The sequence below is a fragment of the Alphaproteobacteria bacterium genome, from assembly GCA_019746225.1.
Classification (GTDB): domain Bacteria; phylum Pseudomonadota; class Alphaproteobacteria; order Paracaedibacterales; family VGCI01; genus VGCI01.
Map to the genome: position 1 here is coordinate 1 of JAIESE010000016.1, position 20,986 is coordinate 20,986.

Sequence of the window (20,986 nt, forward strand, 5' to 3'; positions counted from 1 at the left end):
TCTCCGTCCACAGGGTCTTTCCCAAACGACCGATATTCTTCTCAATAAGGCCAGAAGCGGCGCCGAGAATGTGCGTGGTGGAGCGATAATTTTGTTCCAAGCGAATGGTTGTGGCGCCCGGAAAATCTTTCTCAAAGCGCAAGATGTTTCCAATTTCAGCGCCCCGCCAGCCATAGATCGACTGATCATCATCGCCCACACAGCAGATGTTGTTATGTCCTTGCGCGAGCAGGCGCAGCCACAAATATTGCGCCACATTGGTATCCTGGTATTCATCCACCATGATGTAGTGGAACTGGTCTTGATAGATTTTCAAAATTTCATGATGGTCTTGGAACAGTTGGATGCAGTAAAGGAGCAGATCCCCAAAATCAACCGCATTCAGGGTTTTGAGACGTTCTTGATAAAGACTATAGATGCGATCAATCCAATTCCGGGCCGGGATTTGGTCCAGTTTTTGAGCAAATTCAACTCGGTCTTTCTTCGTACTGATCACTGAAGCCACCATTCGTGGAGGATTCTTTCCCTCATCGATGCCTTCGGCTTGAAGAATTTGCTTGATGAGGCGTTGTTGATCATCTGTGTCCAGAATCGTGAAGTTAGGCTTCAAGCCAACCACTTCCGCATGGCGGCGCAAAATCCGAACAGCAATGGCATGAAATGTGCCCAGCCAAAGCCCTTCCGTTGGGAGGTTAATCAAAGAGCCAACGCGCTCCTTCATTTCTGCAGCCGCTTTGTTTGTGAAGGTGACGGCCAAAATTTGGGAAGGATAAGCAAGACAACTGGCGATAATGTGAGCCATACGTGTTGTCAAAACGCGTGTTTTCCCCGTGCCAGCGCCGGCCAAAATCAAAACAGGACCATTGATCGACTCAACGGCTACCCGTTGTTCAGCATTTAAGGCGTCCAAATAAGATGGCGTCATGGGAATCGGAACAGCAAGAGAGGAAGACACAGGTATTTCATTTCCAGCACATAATAGAATTTATCTTCGTTATTGATAGCAGGGTTGCTGGGGCTATCGCAACACACAAACGCTTTTGGGGGGGGTGGAGAGAATCTTACCTACAAATCAAATAAATTGTTCAACAGGAGGCAGTGGTCGATTTTGTTGAAGTAGAATCGTGCCCACCTGGAGTTCATTTCATTTTGTGAACTAAAATAAGGCTATAGCCGATTATCCAAGGTATACACCTTAGCGCCCGGAATCCAATAGGACGCGATTCCGGGCAAGAGAGTCTGAACACTGAGTTCAAGTTTTTAGTCGTCGATAAGCCTATTGCATCTGATTGTACAAAGTGTCCCAAAATCATGAGTTATTGGGCTTTGAGGTTGTTTTTATACAGTTATTTTTGTATATTCTATATGATAACCTTGTTTTTACGAGGGCTAGTTATAAGGAATCGCTGTTTTGAGTCTCTTGCTAAAATCAGCGCACTTATGCTTTATATCTTTTAAAATGTATTCTGGTTTTTCTTTTAGATTTATATTCATTTATTAGATTTATATTCATTTATATGAAAGTGGTTTGTTTAGCTAATTTGCTTTAACCTTAAGCTTGAATATGCTATACTTTTAATAGAACGTGATTTGTGATGATAATATATTTAGGGGGAATTGAATGAGTGATAAGAAATACTCAGGCATCTGGAGAGAGTCGGCTTTTCAAGCCCTTCTTAACTTTAATGAGGAGCTAAAAAAATATCCAGATTTTATTTTACTTGCTGAATATGCGGATTTAAGGGAACAAGGGCTGCGAAAACAAGCCTTTAATAAGTTAAATGAATTTATTATCGCAGCATCCAGTTTTGAAGAATCGAAGAAGCTCGAGCTTGTTCAGATTATTTGCCAAATGAAGTTAGGAAGCGGTAGGAATAGCTTTTTGCTTGATCCCCAGCCCTTAGTAACACAAGTCATAGTGCCTACCCTGAGGCAATGGATTGTAGAACAACCCAAAAATTTTGAGCCATTAAAATGGTTAGGATTATTTTTTTACCATTATAGTGATGACTCCGATGACAACCTCTATTTCACATATCTTGAGCAATCACTTGCCCTGAACCCCAAGGATGATGTCGTGAGAAAGGTACTTATTGAGCGTTATATAGACTATCTAGATTATGCTATGCATCATTTACTTGATGCCATTAACTTCGGGTATATTGGTGACCCTGCTAATGATCTTGAGCTTTGTCGGACGATCGAAGTTTGCATTAATGGTGTTCAAGATAAGAAAGACAAAGCTGCATTTACAAAAAGATTAAAAGAGTATCGCATGATGATCGAGGATTGGCAGGAATATATAAGAGCTAACGTTAAAATTAGCTTTGATGAATGGCGTGGTTCAAAAAAAGCTTAGCTACAAATGGACCACCTGAGGCGGGGCCTCTTTTTATGTGCCTAAATCGTGTGTTTTGGGATTCAAGGGTTTGTTTCTGATTAAATATCGAGGAATGGGAATAGCGTTTTTAATCCCTTCTTCTGCCGTCCCTTAATCACCTGATTTTTATTCCCCTCACCCCCCTCTTCGCAAGGATCATCGGGGACCCCTCCCACAAGGGGAGAGGTGAGAACAGCCCTAATTTATTTCAATTGTTTTATTGCTGAAGTCAATAATGTCGCCTTACATATTGCTTGGAGGATAATTCTTGTTTAAATAATTGTTTAGCCAAGCTATTGAGCCTTGCCGAACATCTGTGAACGTTTCTTGGGCTTTGTATAATGCTTGTAGAGTTTTAAAAAATGGCCACTCTTTGTTATCCTCATCAATTAACCAAAATCCCTCTGGGTTACCACTACCATCTTTTCTTGGTTTGTCATTATATATTTGCCAATATAGGATATAAGGCATATTCCTTTCTAAAAACCATACCAAAAGCTCACAATTTCTTTTGTCATGCTGTAGAGGGTTACCAGCTAAGTGGGCTGAAATAGCAAACTCACCAATAAACACTCTGGGGCGAGGAATTCCGGGTTTCTCTCCAATAATTCGGCATTCAATATCTGCAATAGACTTGGTTATCGTTCCGGGAGGATCATCAAATTTTATGGAATCCCAACTGGAATAAGATACGTAATCTACATCAGTACATGGCAACACGCAATTCACGACGCGCCTTTTCTTATTATCAATTGCCACTCGAACTTTATTCACTTCTGTATAGTGAAAAATTTTTGATTTTGTATGACCTTTCATATCTCTTCGAGCAGCATCAACAGCTTTTTGACGTATTTTCAACCAATCAATCATACCCTCAATGCTTTTGTCTTTCGGATCTTTACCCTCAGGAGCTAAGTACCCATCTCCTTCCCAGTGACCGACAAAAAATGTTCGAGGAGAATCAGCTCCATTTTTAAGTAAGCTCACGGCAAAATTATAGGTAGTTAGATACTCTATTTCTTTATTTTCTTTTGATAGCCCCTCTTTCCAATTAGCATTACAAGAACGCCACCAAAAGAAAAGCGTGGTAAAATCCATTTTCAAAATTTGATCGATACTTGAATTTTTTACAATGACCCCTTCTTTCGTCACGTCAGCCTTTTGATGATATATTTCTGTTACTGGTGGCTGTCCAGGAACAAGTTTAAGAGAGCGCTTATAATCAAAATCTTCGCTATAAACAGTTGTCTTGAACATTCTCGAGCCCATTTCATGAACTCTTTTTGCTTGTTCAATTCGACGATCTTCTTTCGTAAATTGGACCCTTGTCCCAAGCCCTTGAGTACCAATGATTTGTTCTTTAGGGGGAGGCGCCTCCGTTCCGTGAGTAGAAGATAAACATCCGATTATTGCGAGATATATAACTTTTTTTATCATGGAATTCTCCATCATATTTTTCATTGAGGTTATGTTTTATCATCATACGATGAACAAAATTGTTCTCATATTCTCAAATATGTCGCAGAGCAGTGCAGGTACAGCTTGGAATTAGGTTTCCGAGCAAACCATGCGAACATCGGCATGAAGTTATAAACTCTACAGGGCATACAAATCCGCTTTGACAAATCACTTCTTCAATAATGGGGTCGCCCCATAAATCCGAATGCATCAACTGTTCTGGGGCAAAATCAATTGGGATGGGTTTTTTGGACGTATTTCAAGGGTGAGAGTTAGACTAAGACGTGGCTTGAATCTCGTGCGATTTGCCGTCCCAGAATCACTTCATCCTGTGATGGTGTCTTAGAAGCAGAGGATTTGGCAACTTGTTTGTTAGTACCCACGATTATATTTAACTCATGTTGCAGTTTTAAAGGATATCTGCTACCCCTTTTTATGATAATTAAATTCCAATTTTAGAGGACTATTATGAGAGTTTCTTTTCTTTTATTATTTTTAGTATTCACTGTTTGTAATTTTACAACTTCTCAGCCGAGTTGGAGTATGGATGTAGAGGCTCATGTGAAAGATGTTGTTTGTAAGAATTATGTTTATTCAGCAACTCGTAATGGCAGGTTTGAGATTCGCTATTCAACGACCCAGAAGCCAGAAGAAGGCGCTCTTAAAGGAATGGATTCCGAACAGAACTTTATTGATCTGAGTGGTTCTGCTCAAGCAGGTATTACGATAGGAGAGATTCTTTTTGACGGCTCCAGAGAAGAAATTAGGGACAAGCTTTGGTCAGCTGTTCTTGATGCTCGTCAAAGTAGGGAACCTGCGCAAATAGGGCAATTGGCGAAACATTTTGAATTGTTAGGCTATGTTTCGGATTTACATCATATGTTGGATAGCTCTGTTGCCTTTTACACAGACCTTGCTTTTTGCTCACGAGACCTTGCTTTTGAGCCTAAGGATCTTCAACCCAAAACAGTTATTGCTTACGGAAGCTGGGCTAAAGAGCAGAAACTTTCAGATAAACTTTCAGAAAAAGTAGGATTACTTTGTTCTCATTATTTTGTTCATCGAGACAATGTTGGATCATGTTTTGACGAAGTTTTTAAAGAAATCCCAATGGGAAAAAAGTTTGATTTTATGGTGGATGGACTTGCCCGTTTGCTAGGGGTTATGTTTGATCGGATGCCACCAGAAGCAGTTGATGCAAAACAAGTATGCTTAGATATTCTAGGCAGGCTTTCGCGTGAAAGGCAGTCTTTAGAAGCCTATTATTCATTGCTCGAAAGGGGCTTTGCAGATAAAGCTGCTCTCAGCAAGGAAGTCAGAAAAAAACTCAATGATGCTATTGGTAAGGACCGTCGTTACCAGCACACCCTTGAAACAAATCGGGTCGCAGTAGAGGAATCCAACATTGCTGCAGCTTATAAGAAGGTTGCTCCCAGAGTGAAGGAGTACCTTGGGGGAGCTCAAGTTACGGATGATGAGCTGGTTAACATATTGTATGTTATGAATCAGGTAAGGGATCTTACAACTAAGAAACTAGGATCAAATCCTTCTGATGATACATTAGTTCAGATGAATTCAATAGCAACTGAGAATCTTAAGACTTTGATGGGGTATATTGCTAACAGAGACCCAGGTGGTTATGACCGTTTTACCACTGTAATGAGTAAGATGATAAAGATCAGTGAGGGGTCGAGCCAAGAGCAACACGGCGGTTAAAGGCTAAAGTATTCCTTGAAGGGCTCCCTGATATGGTTCAGGGGGCCTTTACAGATAAAGCGCGAGGCGGCGCCCTATCCCTCTTCATGTTATTAACGCATCGCATGTCACTTACGGATCACTTACTTTCATAGAAATGTCTTCCTCAAAACCACCATAGACACCCTTGTCATCCTTTCCAAATTAGAGTATTTTAGTAAAATTATGCGACAACAATATTAAAAGGAAGTAATTTATGAAAATTTCAAAAATCTTGACTGTGGCTATCCCCTTTACTTTGGTAGGATGTGACCTTTTTAATGATGATTCTGACAATTTTTATCCCGCGCAGCCGGCTCAGCCACCCGCACATGGTGCTCAAGCACCAGCCCCGAAAGCTGCCCCTAAACCGCGTCGGGCACCTCAACGTGCACAGGCACCAACAGCCTATCAGCCTCAAGATCCACAGCAGCTCGTAACACCTCAACCGGCACCAGCGCGGCCGGCTCGGTTTAACCCCCAATATTCTAAACCCAAACCTAGTCCTGAGACACCGACGTTCCAATCACCGAGAACGACGCCCTCTTCACCCCAGGGTCAACCAACATCGGGTAGTGCGCCTTCCTCGCCGCCTCTGCCGCCAACTTTGCCAGCGCCACATCCCTCTTCTCCGGATCCAGACTGGAATCCAAATGAAGGACATATCGTTAAAGCAGGAGAGCTTGTGATGGAATTAAAAGGGGAGAATGGCGGCGTGGTTCCAAAATATGGTGCCATGATTTCCCATATTCAAACCAAAATGAATCTTAACGCGCACCAAGCCGAAAAGGTTTTGGAGGAATTAGGGATCGAGAAGTCTTAAAAACTAAATTCTTTAGATCTTTAATTGAACAATATAAAACCACCGTTCTTTGGGACGGTGGTTTTTTTTGTGTAGAATTCTAATGACTTGTCTTTTTTAAGAAATTAAAGTATGAATAAGTCGAATTCTTCAAAATTACCATATAAAAGGATCAAAAAAGTGAACTGTTTAAAACTAATAACAAGTGTAATTTGTTTGCCGCTGTCTCTAAGCTTAACAGGTTGTGTCGCAACCTCAGTCCAAAGAACGGACCGTGTATACACGCAATCCATGACCCGCGCGCAGATTCAGCAAGTTCAGGTGAATCAACAAATGAAGGTCAAACAAAAGCAAAAGGTTGTGCAGAACAATCACCATACAAATACGGTATATGTGAATCAACCTATTCCTTCACAACCCTATCGAGCAAACGTCCGTCAATCCTACGATTCCTTTGCAGCGCCTGTTTTTACGCCTCAACCTCGTCAGAAGGATTATGGATATCAAGAAGATGAATTGAATCGTCAACACACAGAATATGCTCAAGTTGAGCAGGCAAAGAGGAATTCATATGAGACTTATCACCAGGACAATGAGCGTCGTCAGCGAATAGCAGCTGAAGAAGAGCGCCAAATGGAACAAGCTCGTAAAAACTCATTAGTTACTTATGCCCAAGAAGAAGCGCGCCGTCAGCAAAACGCTGCCGCAGAAGCACAAAGCACACGACGGGCTCAAGAAGATTCTATGTTAGCAGCAGAACAATCCCGCCAACACGAACAACAACGTGCTCAAGAGCAAGCAACACAAGCAGCAGCTCATCAACAGGCCCAGCAACTAGCCGCTGCGGAAGAAGCACGTCAAGTGGCATTGGCAATTGAGGAATCTAAACGCACCCATGCGGAAGAGGAAGCAAGGCGACAACAACAAGCGTCAGCCAGTGTGAATGATACCCCTCCCGTTCAACCAACCAATTCCCCAATACTTAGTGAGTCGTTAAAATAGGGGTGGTCTATAGGTGAGCCGAACACGTTACCAGAGCTATCCACCATAAAGTCATCTCTCATTCGAGCGGTGTCAATCATTCTCCAGGGTGTTCTCCAGGGTAAATGTATCCAACACATAAAAAAACCACCGTTCTCTTATAAAGGACGGTGGTTTATGGATGGCCTTGATAGGGAAAGAATCTATTTCTTCAGACCAATATCTCCGAAACGCTTGCTGAATTTGCTGATTTGACCAGCGGTATCCATCAATTTTTGGTTAGCCCCAGTCCATGCAGGATGAGACTTTGGGTCGATATCCAATTGCATCGTATCACCTGGTTTGCCCCAAGTGGTCCGTGTTTTAAAGGTTGTGCCATCAGTCATGACAACATTAATTTCATGGTAATCTGGGTGAATCTCTTGTTTCATAGTCTTCTCTGTCCATTTGATAAAGTTCTTTATTTCGTGTATAGCCTAGAGTGGGGGTAATATGCAATGATTTTGTAAAGAAGGATGAGGTTTTCCACAATATGACCCCAGAGACACCATCGACCTTAAAACGAGCGACCCCCTGGTTTGATACGGATCAAGCCAAGAGTGGGATTACTTTGCGTATTGGGGGTGCTTGGATTTGCAACGCCATAGGGGCAATGGAACAAGAAATTCAAAGCCACATCGGTAAAGCTCTTCCCAAAAAATTGCCCATAGAAGTCACCATTGAAAAAGAATGTGAGATGGATACGGCAGGTGCTTGCCTGATAGCCCGGGTCATAAAAGGGTTAAAGAGCCAAAACCGTGTTGTCAACGTGACTATCCTGTCGGCGTCACCTTTTTTGAATCACTTCCTGACGTTTGAACCAGCAGCTGAGCCCGTATTGCATATTAATTGGAAGACGAAATGGCTGGAGAATCTTGGACGTCAGACCCTTGTATTTGGCAACACTTCCTTGAAAATGCTCGGATTTTTTGGGGAAATTCTCGTAACATGGATGAGGACACTCAAGTCGACTTGCGATCTTCGGTGGGTGTCGGTTTTTCGTCACGGTGAAGAAGTTGGTGTGAAAGCACTTCCCATCATTGGACTTATTTCTTTCTTAATCGGAATGGTTTTATGCTATCAAAGTATCAATCAATTACGGCGGTTTGGCGCTGAGCTTTATACCATAGATTTTTTGGGTGTTTCCATTTTACGGGAAATATCAGTCCTTATAACGGCCATTGTTATTGCGGGGCGCTCGGGAAGTGCATTTACGGCACAAATTGGCACAATGGCTTTAAATCAAGAAATAGATGCGATTCGAATGTTGGGTCTGAATCCCATCCTTGTCTTGGTTATTCCCCGAATTCTGGCAATCCTCATTTGTTTGCCTCTGCTCGTGTTTTTCTCTATGATGATGGGGTTGTTGGGGGGTATGGTCTTGACGAGTCTTATTATTGACGTAACACCCCTTCAATTTGTTACCCACCTCCAACGGGCTGTTTCATTAAGCACTTTTTGGGTTGGCATGAGCAAAGCGCCCATGTTCGCTGTGATCATTGGTCTTGTTGGATGCTTCCGGGGACTTCAGGTGAAAGGAAGTGCGGAAAGCGTAGGAAAGATGACAACCCAGTCTGTCGTTGAGTCCATTTTCCTTGTCATAGTCTGCGATGCCCTTATGTCCATCATATTTTCTTATCTTAAGGTTTGAGGTCATGGCGCGCACCATTATAGAAATTAAAGGCCTTAAAACTCAATTTGGCTCTCAAGTCGTTCATAAGGACTTAAATTTAAGCGTTTATGAGGGGGAGGTCTTGGGCATCGTTGGGGGATCTGGAAGTGGTAAATCTGTTTTGATGCGCTATATGGTTGGGCTAGATCCCCTTCAAGCAGGGACCTTGACCTACTATACGTCTCCGCCGTATCCTTCCTCTCAAGTAGGTGTTTTATTTCAGGCGGGCGCCCTTCTTTCTTCTTTGACGGTCATTGAAAACATTATGATACCGTTGCTTGAGGTTGCTCATCTATCGTATGACTTGGCGTATGAGATTGCTTGTGACAAAATTATAAGAGTTGGTCTGCCAAGTTCAGCGGCCCAAAAACTTCCCTCTCAGCTTTCTGGAGGAATGATTAAACGGGTGGGATTAGCTCGGGCATTGGCTCTTGATCCGGCCATTGTTTTTTTGGATGAGCCCACATCAGGGCTTGACCCCATAGCAGCGGCAGGGTTTGATAATCTTATTAAGGAATTGCAAAAGGAATTGAAAATTACAGTGGTTATGATTACACACGATCTTGATTCTCTCTTTGCGGTTTGCAACCGAGTTGCTGTACTCATTGACCAACATGTCACGGTGGGAACCTTAAAAGAAGTCGCCAGCATTAAACATCCTTGGATTCAAGAATATTTTCATGGACCACGAGGGCAACATTTGTTTTCAGCGAGGGCTAAATAATGGAAACGAAGGCAAATTATACGCTTGTAGGAGCGTTTGTTGTATTTAGTCTCGTTGTTATTGTTTCGTTTATCTTATGGGTTGCTCGTGTAGACTTTTCTCGAAATGCAACGGAATATGATGCATATTTTTCTGGTTCTGTCACCGGGCTGAAAGAGGGCGGAACCGTTCTATATCGGGGTGTGCCTGTTGGATCAGTCAAGTCCATTAGATTGGATCCTAACAATGTGGAAAGAATTAAAGTGACCATCATATTGGAAGGTGGGGTTCCGATTAAAGAGGATGCTTTTGCCTCCCTTGAAATGCAAGGTATTACAGGGGTTGCCTACGTTCAATTAAATGGGGGGACGAGTAATTCGCCGTCCCTAAAACCAAAGCCTGGTCAGCATCATGCTGTTATACCTACAAAATCTTCGGTCTTTGAAGAAGTCACGGCATCCTTGCCAACGGTCCTTCACCAAATCTCCAAGACTTTCGAGGAAATCCGCCCCTTGTTTGACGAGGAGAATCGTAAAGCATTTGGCGAAAGCTTGCAAAGCATTCATAGTATTACAAAGGCCCTGGCGCCCGTTCCTGGACAGCAAAGCGATCTTCATGACACGCTCTTGAGCATGAAGGAGGGTATGAAAGAATTTAGAAGTATGGTTAATGAGATGAAATTGGTTCTTGCCGATAATCGTAGTAGCCTCTCAAATTTTACGGCGACAGGCTTACCGGCTTTGACGCAATTTTTGACCGAAGGAAAAGATGCTTTAACTACCATACGTCGTGTTGGAGACGCGTTAGAGCGCAGTCCCGCACGCTTCTTAAATAATGATCCAAGACAGGGAGTCAAAGTTCCATGAGATTTAAAGTACTTTTTAGCTTGAGTGCCCTCACTTTATCCGCCTGCTCTTTGTTTCCTTCGGCGGGAGAGCCTACCAAAAAATATACCCTTGGCACTCTTGCCAGTGAATCCCCTGTGGCGTCTTCTGCTCATTCACGCGCTCACCAATTGATTGTGGATTTGCCGAACCTTTACCCTCCCATAGATAACACCCGTATTGCCTTGAAGCCGCAAGAACAGACGATTGATTATTATGCGGATGTGGAATGGGCGGATCGCTTGAGTGCTTTGATTCAAGAGTCGGTCATCTATTCCCTTCAAAATAAAACAAGCCTAAAAGGCGTGAGTCGCCCAACCGAAGGCATACATGCGAATTATGCTTTGAAGATTGAGGTCAGGAAGTTCTTTACAGGTCACCCTGTTCAAGGCCAGTCTACGACGGCTCAAGTAGAGTACATGGTTCTTTTGGTGAAGATGCCGGAACGCACCGTTGTGGCCTCTCGCCAGTTCACCCATGCCCAAACAATTCCTGAAAATTGCATGGATGCGATTGTTAAATCTCTCAACACAGCTCATCTCGAAGTCTCAAGAGCGATGGTCAGTTGGGTTCTGGAGCATGTACGATAAAAATTCCTCACCCGAAAGACTCTGAGAAGTTCGAAGGCGTCACCAACGACGATTTGTTGATCGGGGGGAGGTTAGCAAACGAGATGAGATTGGAAACTCTGTTCCCTATATTAGATAGTTACTTCTTGCTTTAGAATTCAGTAGCTTCGGTCCTCGATCCTTCATTTTATATATTCAAAATTAGCGTATTTATACGGTATTGCAAAAATATTTTTATATATTACATTGAGATACTCCTGTCACATGTATTGTATTTATTAGGTCTAAAATTGCCTTTTAAAATGGAGGAATTCAAAAATGCATATCTCTAGATTCATATGCTTTTTGGTTATAAGTGCCCTATTTTTAGATTCTCCGTCAAAAGCTGCAGAATACAACAGACTGGCACCAATTCATCCGTCTGAGAAAAGTGCTGTAGTTTTAGCATCAGAATGGGCACACAAATGTGATCTTGCAGATAGAGATTTTTTAGAGAACATTATAGACCCGGCGTTTAAGAACGATCTCAAACTCATTGATTTTGCCGCCAAGCTTTTAGAAGGCTTTAAGTGTCAACGCAGTGTGGGCGACGGAAAATATGGTCAGGAATTTATACCTCACCATGAAGTTCTTATGCAATTGATGAAAATTTCAAAAGGAAAGGTTGTTTGTGAGCTTGCAGCAGGATCGGGAATCAATAGTATATTTTTAGCCCTTGGTGGTGCAGAAACTGTCTATGTAAACGATATTGTTCAATCTGAAATGGACGCCCTGATTAATCGAATATGCAGCTTGTCTGAACAATTTAAAAGTAGAATCAAGGTTATTCCTGGTGATGCGTTTTCTGTGCTTAAGGACATTTATGGTACATGCGATATCGTCTATGCTCGAAACTTCATTCATTTATTTCCAAAATCTGAAGTTTTAAAGTTTTTCAATCTATTAAAAGACATTGTGCGCCCTACGGGTGGGACGATTGTTTTGAGTGCTCACGGTTCGAGAGAACGCATAACAGGGGTCTGGGATTCAAACGTAAAGAAAGTTAGTGGTTATAGCTATTGTCGTAAAAATCAAGGCCGACTTGATAAAGAAATAAAATACACAGAGTCTGAATACATAAATTCTGATGTAGACCCTCTATCCGTGGAGATCTACGAATTCCAGCTTGTAAACGAAGTTAAATCGCGTAATAAAACAAAGCAGAGATTGGTCTGCCTAAGGAATAATAAATTACAGGTAAGGAATATAGATTTACCAGCGGATGTGAAAACTTTCATTGAAAAATACGAAAAGAATATCTCTGAAGATCTGAAAAAATACACAGAGGAAAAAAAACAACCGGTATTTAAGGTTTATAAACATTCCAGTAGATTTTATACACCTGAAACTCTTTATGAGGCTTGCTTGGAGAATGAGGCAAAGCCATTAGCAGCTTTCCTTTCAAACCCCGTAACGGGACATGTTCAACGGGAAAATAAACCTATTAGTAATTATGGCGTGACAGTCTTTGCTAAAGTGAATTTGTCTAACTTGGAGAATGGGGCAGAGCCATTCGCTGCTTTTCTTTCAAACCCCGTAATGGGACGTGTTCAACGGGAAACTGATCCTATTGGTGGTTATGGCGGGACTGTCTTTACTAAAGTGAATAAGTGCTGTGCACCCTGTCTAAGATGCATATTGCTATAGATATTCTTGTGGGACTTAAACCCCCATGACGACGTATACACATTGTTAATCATTCGCCCTTAAACTGAGGAGGGAGTACCCTCTATTCATAGGCTGCAATGATGAAACGCCCGCTTCGTAAGGTTCATTTGGACGATAAGTATACGCTTGATTCTGGGCGGATCTATATTACTGGCACACAAGCGTTGGTGCGCCTTCCCTTGATGCAAGCCCGCCTGGATGAGGCCCAAGGTCTCACCACGGCAGGATTCATTTCAGGATATCGTGGCTCCCCTCTTGGTGGTTTCGACCAAGCTTTATGGAAAGCAGCCCACCATTTAGAGACCCATCGCATTCACTTTCAACCCGGCATTAATGAAGACTTAGGCGCAACCGCCGTGTGGGGAAGTCAGCAGATTTCATTGTCTCCAGGAGCTACGGTTCAAGGGGTTTTCTCCATGTGGTATGGCAAGGGCCCGGGTGTGGATCGCTCAGGTGATGCTTTGAAACATGCAAATTCGGCCGGGACCAATCCCTACGGCGGCGTGCTTGCCTTGACGGGTGATGACCATGCTTGTAAGTCCTCAACGTTGCCTCACCAAAGTGAATATGCGTTGATGGATGCTTTCATTCCCGTGATCTACCCCGCCACGGTTCAAGATGTGCTGGACCTTGGCTTAATGGGGTGGGCGATGTCGCGCTATACCGGTTTGTGGGTTGGCTTCAAAATGTTGTCAGACACCGTTGATACAGCGGCCTCTGTGTTGGTAGATCCCGCTCGATCAAAAATCCTTCTCCCCAAAGACTTTGACATGCCCGCGGATGGTGTTAATTTCCGTTGGCCGGACGCACCCGTCGACCAAGAACGGCGTCTCCATGAGGTGAAGCTGAAAGCTGTGCCTTATTTTGTGCGCGCCAACCAGCTGAACCGCTGCGTTTTTCCGGAAGGGAAGGGGCGTTCCCAACCCCGCTTTGGGATCATCACCGTTGGAAAGTCTTACCTCGATGTTCGCCAGGCGCTTGATGACTTGGGAATTGATGATACTGCGGCTTCTGCGCTTGGTCTTGCCGTCTTTAAGGTCACCGTGAGCTGGCCGCTGGAGCCCACCAGCATTGAAGATTTTTGCCGCTCCCTTGATACGGTTCTGGTGATCGAAGAGAAGCGTCCCCTTATTGAAAATCAAGTAAAATCAATTCTTTATCATCTCCCAGCTAATCATCGTCCCCAAGTCTTGGGCAAATCTGATGGGACGGGTAAGCCGCTTCTGCCCACCACCTATGAGCTCAACGCCACAAAAATTGGCGGGGCCATAGCCCATTGCCTCAAGTCGTTGTCCGGTTTTGAGCGTTTCGAGGGCGCCTTCCAAGAGGCTTTGGAAAGGGCTCATCCGAAAACCCCCTTCAAGGAGCATATTGCCCGTCTGCCCTATTATTGCTCAGGCTGTCCCCACAACACGTCCACCCCCCAATTGCCCATGGGTAGCCGGGCGGTAGCGGGGATTGGGTGTCATTATATGGCCACCTGGATTGCGCCTCAGCATACCAAGACCTTCACGCAGATGGGGGCGGAGGGGGTTCCCTGGATCGGGCAGGCGCCCTTCACCACTGAAAACCATATCTTTGCAAACCTTGGTGATGGCACATATTACCACTCTGGTTCGCTGGCCATTCGGGCGGCCATCGCGGCAAAAGTCAACATCACCTACAAGATTTTATACAACGATGCGGTCGCCATGACTGGTGGACAATCTGTCGATGGCCCTCTCACAGTTTGGGGTGTGAGCCAGCAAGTTTATGCGGAAGGGGTTCGACGGATTGCGGTGGTCACAGACGATCTGGATCGTTATCCTTTGGGCGCCCATTTTGCCCACGGAACCACGATTCATCATCGGGATGAACTTCAGGTTGTCCAGGAAAACTTGAAGAACTGGAAAGGGACATCTGTTCTGATCTACGACCAAACTTGTGCCCTCGAGAAACGAAAAAGACGCAAACGCGGCGCAATGGTCGACCCGAACAAACGCATCTTCATCAATGAGACCGTGTGTGAAGGCTGTGGTGATTGTGGCAAGAAATCGAACTGCCTTTCCATTATTCCCCGGGAAACGGAATGGGGAGTGAAGCGCGCCATTGATCAAAACCCCTGCAATAAGGACTATTCCTGTGTGAAGGGCTTCTGCCCAAGCTTTGTGAGTGTCATCGGCGGGACTTTGCGAAAGCCCAAACCTACCTCTTTTCCGGAAACCTTATTTGAAAAGCTCCCGAGCCCAAAGCCTCTGGTATTGGATAAGCCTTACAGTATCTTTGTGGCCGGCGTTGGGGGAACGGGCGTCATCACCATCGGGTCCTTGATTGGTATGGCCGCTCACCTCGAAGATAAGGGATGTTCCATTGTGGATATGGCGGGCCTTGCGCAAAAGGGCGGGGCGGTTGTCAGCCACATCCGCATCAGCAAACGCCCAGAAGATATTCACGCAACGACCGTGAGCACAGGGGGCGCAGATCTTCTTTTGGGCGCTGATCTTGTGGTGAGCGCTGGGGCCATTGGGATGGATAAGATTTTGAAAGGTCGCACCCAAGCGGTTGTGAATACCCATGAGTCTATTACAGGACACTTCACTCAAAATCCCGAAGCACTGATTCCAGGGGCGGCGATGCAAGCTGATCTCATCAAAGCGGTTGGAAAGGCTCAGACACATTTCGTGGACGTGACCAATCTGGCCAAAGCGCTTCTGGGGGATACCATCACCACCAATGTATTTTTAGTGGGCTATGCCTATCAGAAAGGATTTATCCCCGTCTCTCACGAAGCCATCGAGGAAGCGATTCGCCTGAACGATGTGGCGGTTCCCTTAAATATTCAAGCCTTCCAGTGGGGACGCCTTGCAGCGGTTAATATGAAGGTCGTAGAGGACCATGCGAAAGCAGAGCTGCCCGTTGAAGCTGATCGTATTTTGAGCACTTCCTTCGAGGAACAAACCCAAAGGCGTTATGACTTTTTGGTAGAATACCAAGACAAGTCTTATGGAGATCGTTACCTGTCTTTCATCCAAAAGGTCGCCCGGGAAGAGAGGTTGCTTGGGTTGAGTGGCCTTGCTGAGATTGTGGCCCATACCTACTATCGCCTCTTGGCCATTAAGGACGAATATGAAGTCGCCAGGCTCTACACGAATGGGGACTTTATGCGTCGTTTGACCCATGAGTTTGAGGGGAACTTCAAGCTTCAATTCCATTTGGCCCCCCCGTTGATTGCTAAGCGTGACCCCCACACGGGCGAGTTGCAGAAAGCGACGTATGGACCGTGGGTCTTAAAGGTTTTCAAACTTTTGGCAAAGGGGAAACGATTACGAGGGACAGTCTTTGATATATTTGGATATTCAAAAGAACGCCGCATGGAACGTCAGCTCTTGGTGGATTTTGAAATTGCTATGGGTAAGGTTTTGGTCCAATTAAATCCGAAGAATCATGCCGTTGCTTGCGAAATTGCGGCGTTGCCGCAAACCATACGCGGCTTTGGTCATGTGAAAGAACGCAACCTCAAAGCTGCCAAAGCTGCTGAAGAAAAGCTGTGGCCAAAAATGGACCGGGCGTGAGGGGTTTATGATGATTAATAAGTTAAATAATACAATTAGTTACCCTATTTCTATGATTTCTCGGGGGTAGACTCTGTGGCAAATGGATTTTTAATGTTTGAAGTGTCTTTGCTTGAAAGAGCTTTAAATACATGGATCGCTACGTCGTTTCACTCCTCTCATTATCCTCCCTGTACTTGGTTGTCCAGATAAGGACATTAAGGCATATATTGTAAGTTTAGGATTTCAAAATGTTTCACAAAATTTTTTTTTAAAATATAAATTTCCTAAAAATTAACAAATAATGAATCCACTATATTGAAATTTGATTAACGAATACTATATTTCCAATTATAGATATATGTAAATAGATGTGAATATTTCTCAAAAATATTTTAAATGAGGAGGCTAACATGGCGACAATTACAGGAACCAATGGTAATAATACGCTGAGCAGCAGTCTAAATGGCGACGTAATTTTTGGGGACTCAGGAAATTCCTCAACTGTAGATGGCCCAAAGCTGAGCAGTGGCAAGGTGGGTAGTGATAAAATCATTGGCACAGGTAATAACCAATCTTTGTATGGAGATGTTTATACTCTGACAGGGACTGCCCAGGCTGGTAACGATACCATAGAGGCTAACTACAGCGTCCAGGCCCCAGTAGGGCCTCTTGTTTTGAATCAAAATCTTTATGGAGATGCCAACACTATTAATTTGACTTCCATAAGTGACAATGTCAAATGCGGTAACGACAAGATGGAGGCTGAAATCAGCGTACATCATACGACTTTCGCAACAAACGCGACCCAGACCCTCTATGGCGATGCGCAATATGTGGGGTACACTAGCTCACCTATTTTAGGAAGGGTCACCTTCGGCGACGACAAGATGGAGGCTGAAATCCATGTGCACGATACGACGGCAGCGACAACGGTGACCCAGCTCCTCTTGGGCGATGCGCAATATGTGGGGCTCTTATCATCACCTATATCTGGTACGGTCACCTTCGGCGATGACAAGATGGAGGCTGAGATTTCTGTGCGCGATACGACGGCCGTGACAGCAGCAACACAGGCACTCTTGGGCGATGCGCAATATGTGGGGTACTCTAGCTCACCTATTTCAGGCACTGTCACCTTCGGCGATGACAAGATAGAGGCTGAAATCAGTATAAATAATGTGCTCGATACGACGGTCGGGACAACGGTGACACAGACCATCTTCGGCGATGCGCTTAATGTGGGGTACACTAACTCACCTATTTCAGGCAGGGTCAACTTCGGCGATGACAAGATGGAGGCTGAAATCCATGTGCACGATACGACTGCTGCGACAAACGCGACCCAGCTCCTCTTTGGCGATGCGCAATATGTGGGGTACTCTAGCTCACCTATTTCGGGCAGGGTCACCTTCGGCGATGACAAGATGGAGGCTGAAATCAATGTTCATGATACGACTGCCGCGACAACGGCGACCCAGACCCTTTATGGTGACGCGCAATATGTGGGGGCCTATACTTCCAATATTTCAAGCACAGGCAATGTCACCTTCGGTGAGGACAAGTTGGCGGCTAAAATCCATGTGCACGATACGTCTGGTGCGACATCGGCGTCCCAGACCTTCTATGGCGATGCGGAATATGTGGGGTACTCTAACTCACTTATTTCAGGCAATGTCACCTTCGGCGGTGACGAGATGGAGGCTGAAATCCATGTGCACGATACGACGGCCGCGACAGTGGCGTCCCAGACCTTCTATGGCGATGCCGTGCAGGCGGGGTTATCATCATCACCTATATCTGGCAAGGTAACTTTTGGCGATGACAAGATGGAGGCTGAAATTAATGTACGCGATACCTAAAATACGCTAAAAAAGACCCAGAATCTCGACGGCGATGTCGTGCAGATGGGGCTAACATCATCTCCTATTTCTGGAACAGTAACCTTCGGTGATGACAAGATGGAGGCTGAGATTAATGTGCGCGATACGGTGGCTGGGACAACTGCGAATCAGACCCTCCACGGCGATGTCGTGCAGATGGGGATAACATTATCCCCTATTTCTGGAACAGTAACCTTCGGTGATGACCAGATGGAGGCTGAGATTAATGTGCGCGATACGACGGGCGCGATAACGGCGAACCAGACTCTCTACGGCGATGCCCTGCAGGTAGGGGGATCAGGCTCAGTGGTAACCGGCTCGGTGACCTTCGGTAATGATAAATTGTTTGCTGAAGTTACTGGAGTGCCCCAAGGCAACTACACAACGACGCTCTATGGAGATGCTGCAAGCATATTTGTAGGAGCCGGGGGCATAGTAAAATGTGGCAACGATACACTGATTGCTGGCAAAAGCGATGTCACCATGTGGGGGGATGTTAAGACGATTAGCAATAGTGGTGGCACGGTTAACAATGGAGTAGATACGTTCGTATTCGATCTGTGCAATGGGATTGGCAAGGACACGATTGCCGACTTCGAAGGCATTGCCCTCGGCAACAACGACTTTCTTAAGTTTCATGGAGTGACGAGCAGCAATTCCGCCTTTAGCACTGTGGTGAATAATGGTGGCAATATACAGCTCGACTTTGGGGGTGGCCAAACCATAACATTTTCAAATATAGCTCATGATACAAATACCAACCTTTCGCACTATATCGATATGGCCCATGTAATTTTTGTTTGACCTTTTGTGATTTGAAGAGTTGTTGAGACATAAGGCGTTCTGCGAGTTTGACGTTATGAAACACGCTTTTCAATATGCTGGAGAAGCCTTTTCGCCGGTATCTTATCTGTCTGTTCCTCGAGAATAATAAAATCAGGGAAAATCAAAGGGAAAGGGGACGCATTAATCGTTCCTCTAGCCCCCCTATTTGAGCCTTTTGTGATCCAAAAGCCATAGCCATTAAAAAATAATTACGTTGAAATGAGAGTTTTTCTTGAATTTATTTGAAAAATAGGTCATTTGTGTAAGTGTAGACAAACTTATTGAGATATTTATTATATCACTTCCCAAGGATTCCATGAAATTTAGTGACCTCGGACTGTCGGCTGAATTAGAGCAGACCGTTAACAAACTTGGATATGCGATACCCACGCCCATTCAAGAACAAGCCATTCCCCAGATCTTGCGGGGCAGGGACCTCTTTGGATGTGCCCAAACCGGGACGGGCAAAACCGCTTCCTTTATTTTACCCATGATTGATGTCCTCCATGGATCGCGCTCTAAAGTGCGTATGCCGCGCTCTATTGTGTTAGAGCCGACGCGAGAATTGGCTGCCCAAGTTCTTGAAAGTTTTGAAACTTACGGGAAAGATCATAAATTAAAAGCAGCGCTCCTGGTCGGTGGGGAGTCCATGTCAGATCAGGAAAAGCAGCTGAAGCGCGGGGTCGATGTTCTCATTGCAACGCCAGGCCGCTTGTTAGACTTATTTGAACGGGGCCAGATTCTTCTAGCAGACGTCAAGATTCTGGTGATTGATGAGGCGGATCGTATGCTCGATATGGGCTTCATCCCAGATGTGGATCGGATCGTAGCAACGCTGCCGAAGATGCGGCAAACCTTGCTTTTCAGCGCAACGATGCCCGCCGAAATTAAGAAATTGGCTCAAAGCTATCTGATCAACCCTAAAGAAATCATCATCGCCCCGACCACGCGAACTGCCGCAACGGTAACCCAACATGTGGTTCGGGTAGAAGACGCAAAGAAGCGCGAGGCATTGCGGGAGATTTTAGGTGCCCAAGAGAATCCTGGTCCAATCATCATCTTTTGCAATCGCAAGCGGGACATTTCTGTTTTAACCTCCGCTTTGAAGAAGTTTGGCTACGAAGCGGGCAGTCTTCACGGGGATATGGCTCAAAGCCAACGTAATCAAACCTTAGAAGAATTTAAAAATGGAAAGGTCACGGTTCTCGTTGCCAGTGACGTTGCCGCCCGCGGACTCGACGTGGACGGTTTGAGCCTGGTTGTTAATTTTGATGTGCCCATGAACGCGGAAGACTATGTTCATCGTATTGGGCGCACGGGGCGTGCTGGTAATGCAGGCGTTGCCATAACTTTGGTCAGCAGCCATGATGAGAAATACTTGGCTGGCGTTCAAGCGTTTATCCAACAAGATATTCCCATTATGACTTTAGGTGGGGAGCCTGCCAAAGAACAACCTGTGAAAGCAGATACTTCTAAAGGAAAGAGCTCAAAAGGAAAAGCTTCAAAAGCAACCGCGAAATCGAACCAGCAAACAAAATCGTCGGTTGAGGATAAGATTGGTGAAATAAACCGCAGACACGAAGAAGAAACAAAGCAGAAAGCCGCTGAAAAGTCAGATAAAATTGCCAAAGCTTCCGATTCTCCTCCCTCACAGAAGAAACCAGATCGCCCCAAACAGCAGTCACCCCATAAGAGATCCTCTCGTCAACCAGAGTCAGACGGTCCCGATGAACCACGGGTTGGGTTTGGGTCAGAAGTTCCCGCATTTATGTTGAAAGCCGTTAATTTAAAGCAGCCTTAGTCCATTCTTTTTAAATAA

16 protein-coding genes are annotated in these 20,986 nt (G+C 44.8%); 13 read left to right on the plus strand and 3 right to left on the minus strand.

Annotated features, from left to right (window positions below):
* Nucleotides 1-925: UvrD-helicase domain-containing protein (locus K2Y18_03205; protein MBX9804746.1), on the minus strand; the 925-nt coding region annotated here is incomplete at its 3' end.
* Between the two features lie 696 nt (nt 926-1,621).
* On the opposite strand from K2Y18_03205, the gene K2Y18_03210 reads away from it, so the two are divergent.
* Nucleotides 1,622-2,359 (plus strand): hypothetical protein, encoded by a 738-nt coding sequence (locus K2Y18_03210; protein ID MBX9804747.1) that lies wholly within the window; start codon nt 1,622-1,624, stop codon nt 2,357-2,359.
* 264 nt (nt 2,360-2,623) lie between these two features.
* On the opposite strand, the gene K2Y18_03215 is transcribed toward K2Y18_03210, so the two are convergent.
* Complete coding sequence (locus K2Y18_03215; protein MBX9804748.1) at nt 2,624-3,817, minus strand: hypothetical protein; 1,194 nt, start codon at nt 3,815-3,817, stop codon at nt 2,624-2,626.
* 489 nt (nt 3,818-4,306) lie between these two features.
* Between K2Y18_03215 and K2Y18_03220 the strand changes: the two genes are divergently transcribed.
* From K2Y18_03220 to K2Y18_03230, 3 genes are all read left to right on the plus strand, one after another.
* Complete coding sequence (locus K2Y18_03220; GenBank protein MBX9804749.1) at nt 4,307-5,554, plus strand: hypothetical protein; 1,248 nt, start codon at nt 4,307-4,309, stop codon at nt 5,552-5,554.
* A gap of 235 nt (nt 5,555-5,789) precedes the next feature.
* Entirely contained in the window at nt 5,790-6,395 is a 606-nt protein-coding gene (locus K2Y18_03225; GenBank protein ID MBX9804750.1) for a hypothetical protein, read from the plus strand.
* 159 nt (nt 6,396-6,554) lie between these two features.
* A complete protein-coding gene (locus tag K2Y18_03230; GenBank protein MBX9804751.1) occupies nt 6,555-7,376 on the plus strand; it encodes a hypothetical protein in 822 nt (273 codons plus the stop codon).
* Between the two features lie 182 nt (nt 7,377-7,558).
* Here the strand turns inward: K2Y18_03230 and rpmE are convergent, their stop codons facing one another.
* The gene (rpmE, locus tag K2Y18_03235; GenBank protein ID MBX9804752.1) at nt 7,559-7,786 is read right to left on the minus strand and encodes a 50S ribosomal protein L31; all 228 of its coding nucleotides are present in this window, start codon (nt 7,784-7,786) and stop codon (nt 7,559-7,561) included.
* Nucleotides 7,787-7,887: 101 nt separating this feature from the next.
* On the opposite strand from rpmE, the gene K2Y18_03240 reads away from it, so the two are divergent.
* The 9 genes from K2Y18_03240 to K2Y18_03280 all read left to right on the plus strand — a co-directional run bounded on the left by K2Y18_03240 (nt 7,888) and on the right by K2Y18_03280 (nt 20,968).
* Nucleotides 7,888-9,045, plus strand: a complete 1,158-nt coding sequence (locus K2Y18_03240; protein MBX9804753.1) for an ABC transporter permease — start codon at nt 7,888-7,890, stop codon at nt 9,043-9,045.
* Nucleotides 9,046-9,049: 4 nt separating this feature from the next.
* A complete protein-coding gene (locus K2Y18_03245) occupies nt 9,050-9,790 on the plus strand; it encodes an ATP-binding cassette domain-containing protein (GenBank protein ID MBX9804754.1) in 741 nt (246 codons plus the stop codon).
* Nucleotides 9,790-10,635, plus strand: a complete 846-nt coding sequence (locus K2Y18_03250; protein ID MBX9804755.1) for an MlaD family protein — start codon at nt 9,790-9,792, stop codon at nt 10,633-10,635. Before K2Y18_03245 ends, K2Y18_03250 begins: the two co-directional genes overlap by 1 nt.
* A complete protein-coding gene (locus K2Y18_03255) occupies nt 10,632-11,243 on the plus strand; it encodes an ABC-type transport auxiliary lipoprotein family protein (GenBank protein ID MBX9804756.1) in 612 nt (203 codons plus the stop codon). The genes K2Y18_03250 and K2Y18_03255 overlap by 4 nt, the downstream gene beginning before the upstream one ends.
* Nucleotides 11,244-11,540: 297 nt before the next feature.
* Complete coding sequence (locus K2Y18_03260; GenBank protein ID MBX9804757.1) at nt 11,541-12,908, plus strand: class I SAM-dependent methyltransferase; 1,368 nt, start codon at nt 11,541-11,543, stop codon at nt 12,906-12,908.
* 101 nt (nt 12,909-13,009) lie between these two features.
* Entirely contained in the window at nt 13,010-16,480 is a 3,471-nt protein-coding gene (locus K2Y18_03265) for an indolepyruvate ferredoxin oxidoreductase family protein (protein ID MBX9804758.1), read from the plus strand.
* A 392-nt stretch (nt 16,481-16,872) separates the two neighbouring features.
* Entirely contained in the window at nt 16,873-18,321 is a 1,449-nt protein-coding gene (locus K2Y18_03270) for a hypothetical protein (GenBank protein MBX9804759.1), read from the plus strand.
* Nucleotides 18,322-18,648: 327 nt separating this feature from the next.
* Nucleotides 18,649-19,146: a hypothetical protein gene (locus K2Y18_03275; GenBank protein ID MBX9804760.1), complete on the plus strand. Its 498-nt coding sequence runs from the start codon at nt 18,649-18,651 to the stop codon at nt 19,144-19,146.
* A gap of 337 nt (nt 19,147-19,483) precedes the next feature.
* Nucleotides 19,484-20,968: a DEAD/DEAH box helicase gene (locus K2Y18_03280; protein MBX9804761.1), complete on the plus strand. Its 1,485-nt coding sequence runs from the start codon at nt 19,484-19,486 to the stop codon at nt 20,966-20,968.
* Nucleotides 20,969-20,986 lie beyond the last annotated feature (18 nt).

Excerpts from the sequence above, each read along its gene's own strand:
- rpmE (MBX9804752.1), bottom strand. The coding sequence starts at position 7,786 with ATGAAACAAGAGATTCACCCAGATTACCATGAAATTAATGTTGTCATG.
- K2Y18_03270 (MBX9804759.1), top strand. The coding sequence starts at position 16,873 with ATGGCGACAATTACAGGAACCAATGGTAATAATACGCTGAGCAGCAGT.
- K2Y18_03245 (MBX9804754.1), top strand. The coding sequence starts at position 9,050 with ATGGCGCGCACCATTATAGAAATTAAAGGCCTTAAAACTCAATTTGGC.
- K2Y18_03220 (MBX9804749.1), top strand. The coding sequence starts at position 4,307 with ATGAGAGTTTCTTTTCTTTTATTATTTTTAGTATTCACTGTTTGTAAT.
- K2Y18_03255 (MBX9804756.1), top strand. The coding sequence starts at position 10,632 with ATGAGATTTAAAGTACTTTTTAGCTTGAGTGCCCTCACTTTATCCGCC.
- K2Y18_03265 (MBX9804758.1), top strand. The coding sequence starts at position 13,010 with ATGAAACGCCCGCTTCGTAAGGTTCATTTGGACGATAAGTATACGCTT.
- K2Y18_03215 (MBX9804748.1), bottom strand. The coding sequence starts at position 3,817 with ATGATAAAAAAAGTTATATATCTCGCAATAATCGGATGTTTATCTTCT.
- K2Y18_03210 (MBX9804747.1), top strand. The coding sequence starts at position 1,622 with ATGAGTGATAAGAAATACTCAGGCATCTGGAGAGAGTCGGCTTTTCAA.
- K2Y18_03225 (MBX9804750.1), top strand. The coding sequence starts at position 5,790 with ATGAAAATTTCAAAAATCTTGACTGTGGCTATCCCCTTTACTTTGGTA.
- K2Y18_03250 (MBX9804755.1), top strand. The coding sequence starts at position 9,790 with ATGGAAACGAAGGCAAATTATACGCTTGTAGGAGCGTTTGTTGTATTT.
- K2Y18_03260 (MBX9804757.1), top strand. The coding sequence starts at position 11,541 with ATGCATATCTCTAGATTCATATGCTTTTTGGTTATAAGTGCCCTATTT.
- K2Y18_03280 (MBX9804761.1), top strand. The coding sequence starts at position 19,484 with ATGAAATTTAGTGACCTCGGACTGTCGGCTGAATTAGAGCAGACCGTT.
- K2Y18_03240 (MBX9804753.1), top strand. The coding sequence starts at position 7,888 with ATGACCCCAGAGACACCATCGACCTTAAAACGAGCGACCCCCTGGTTT.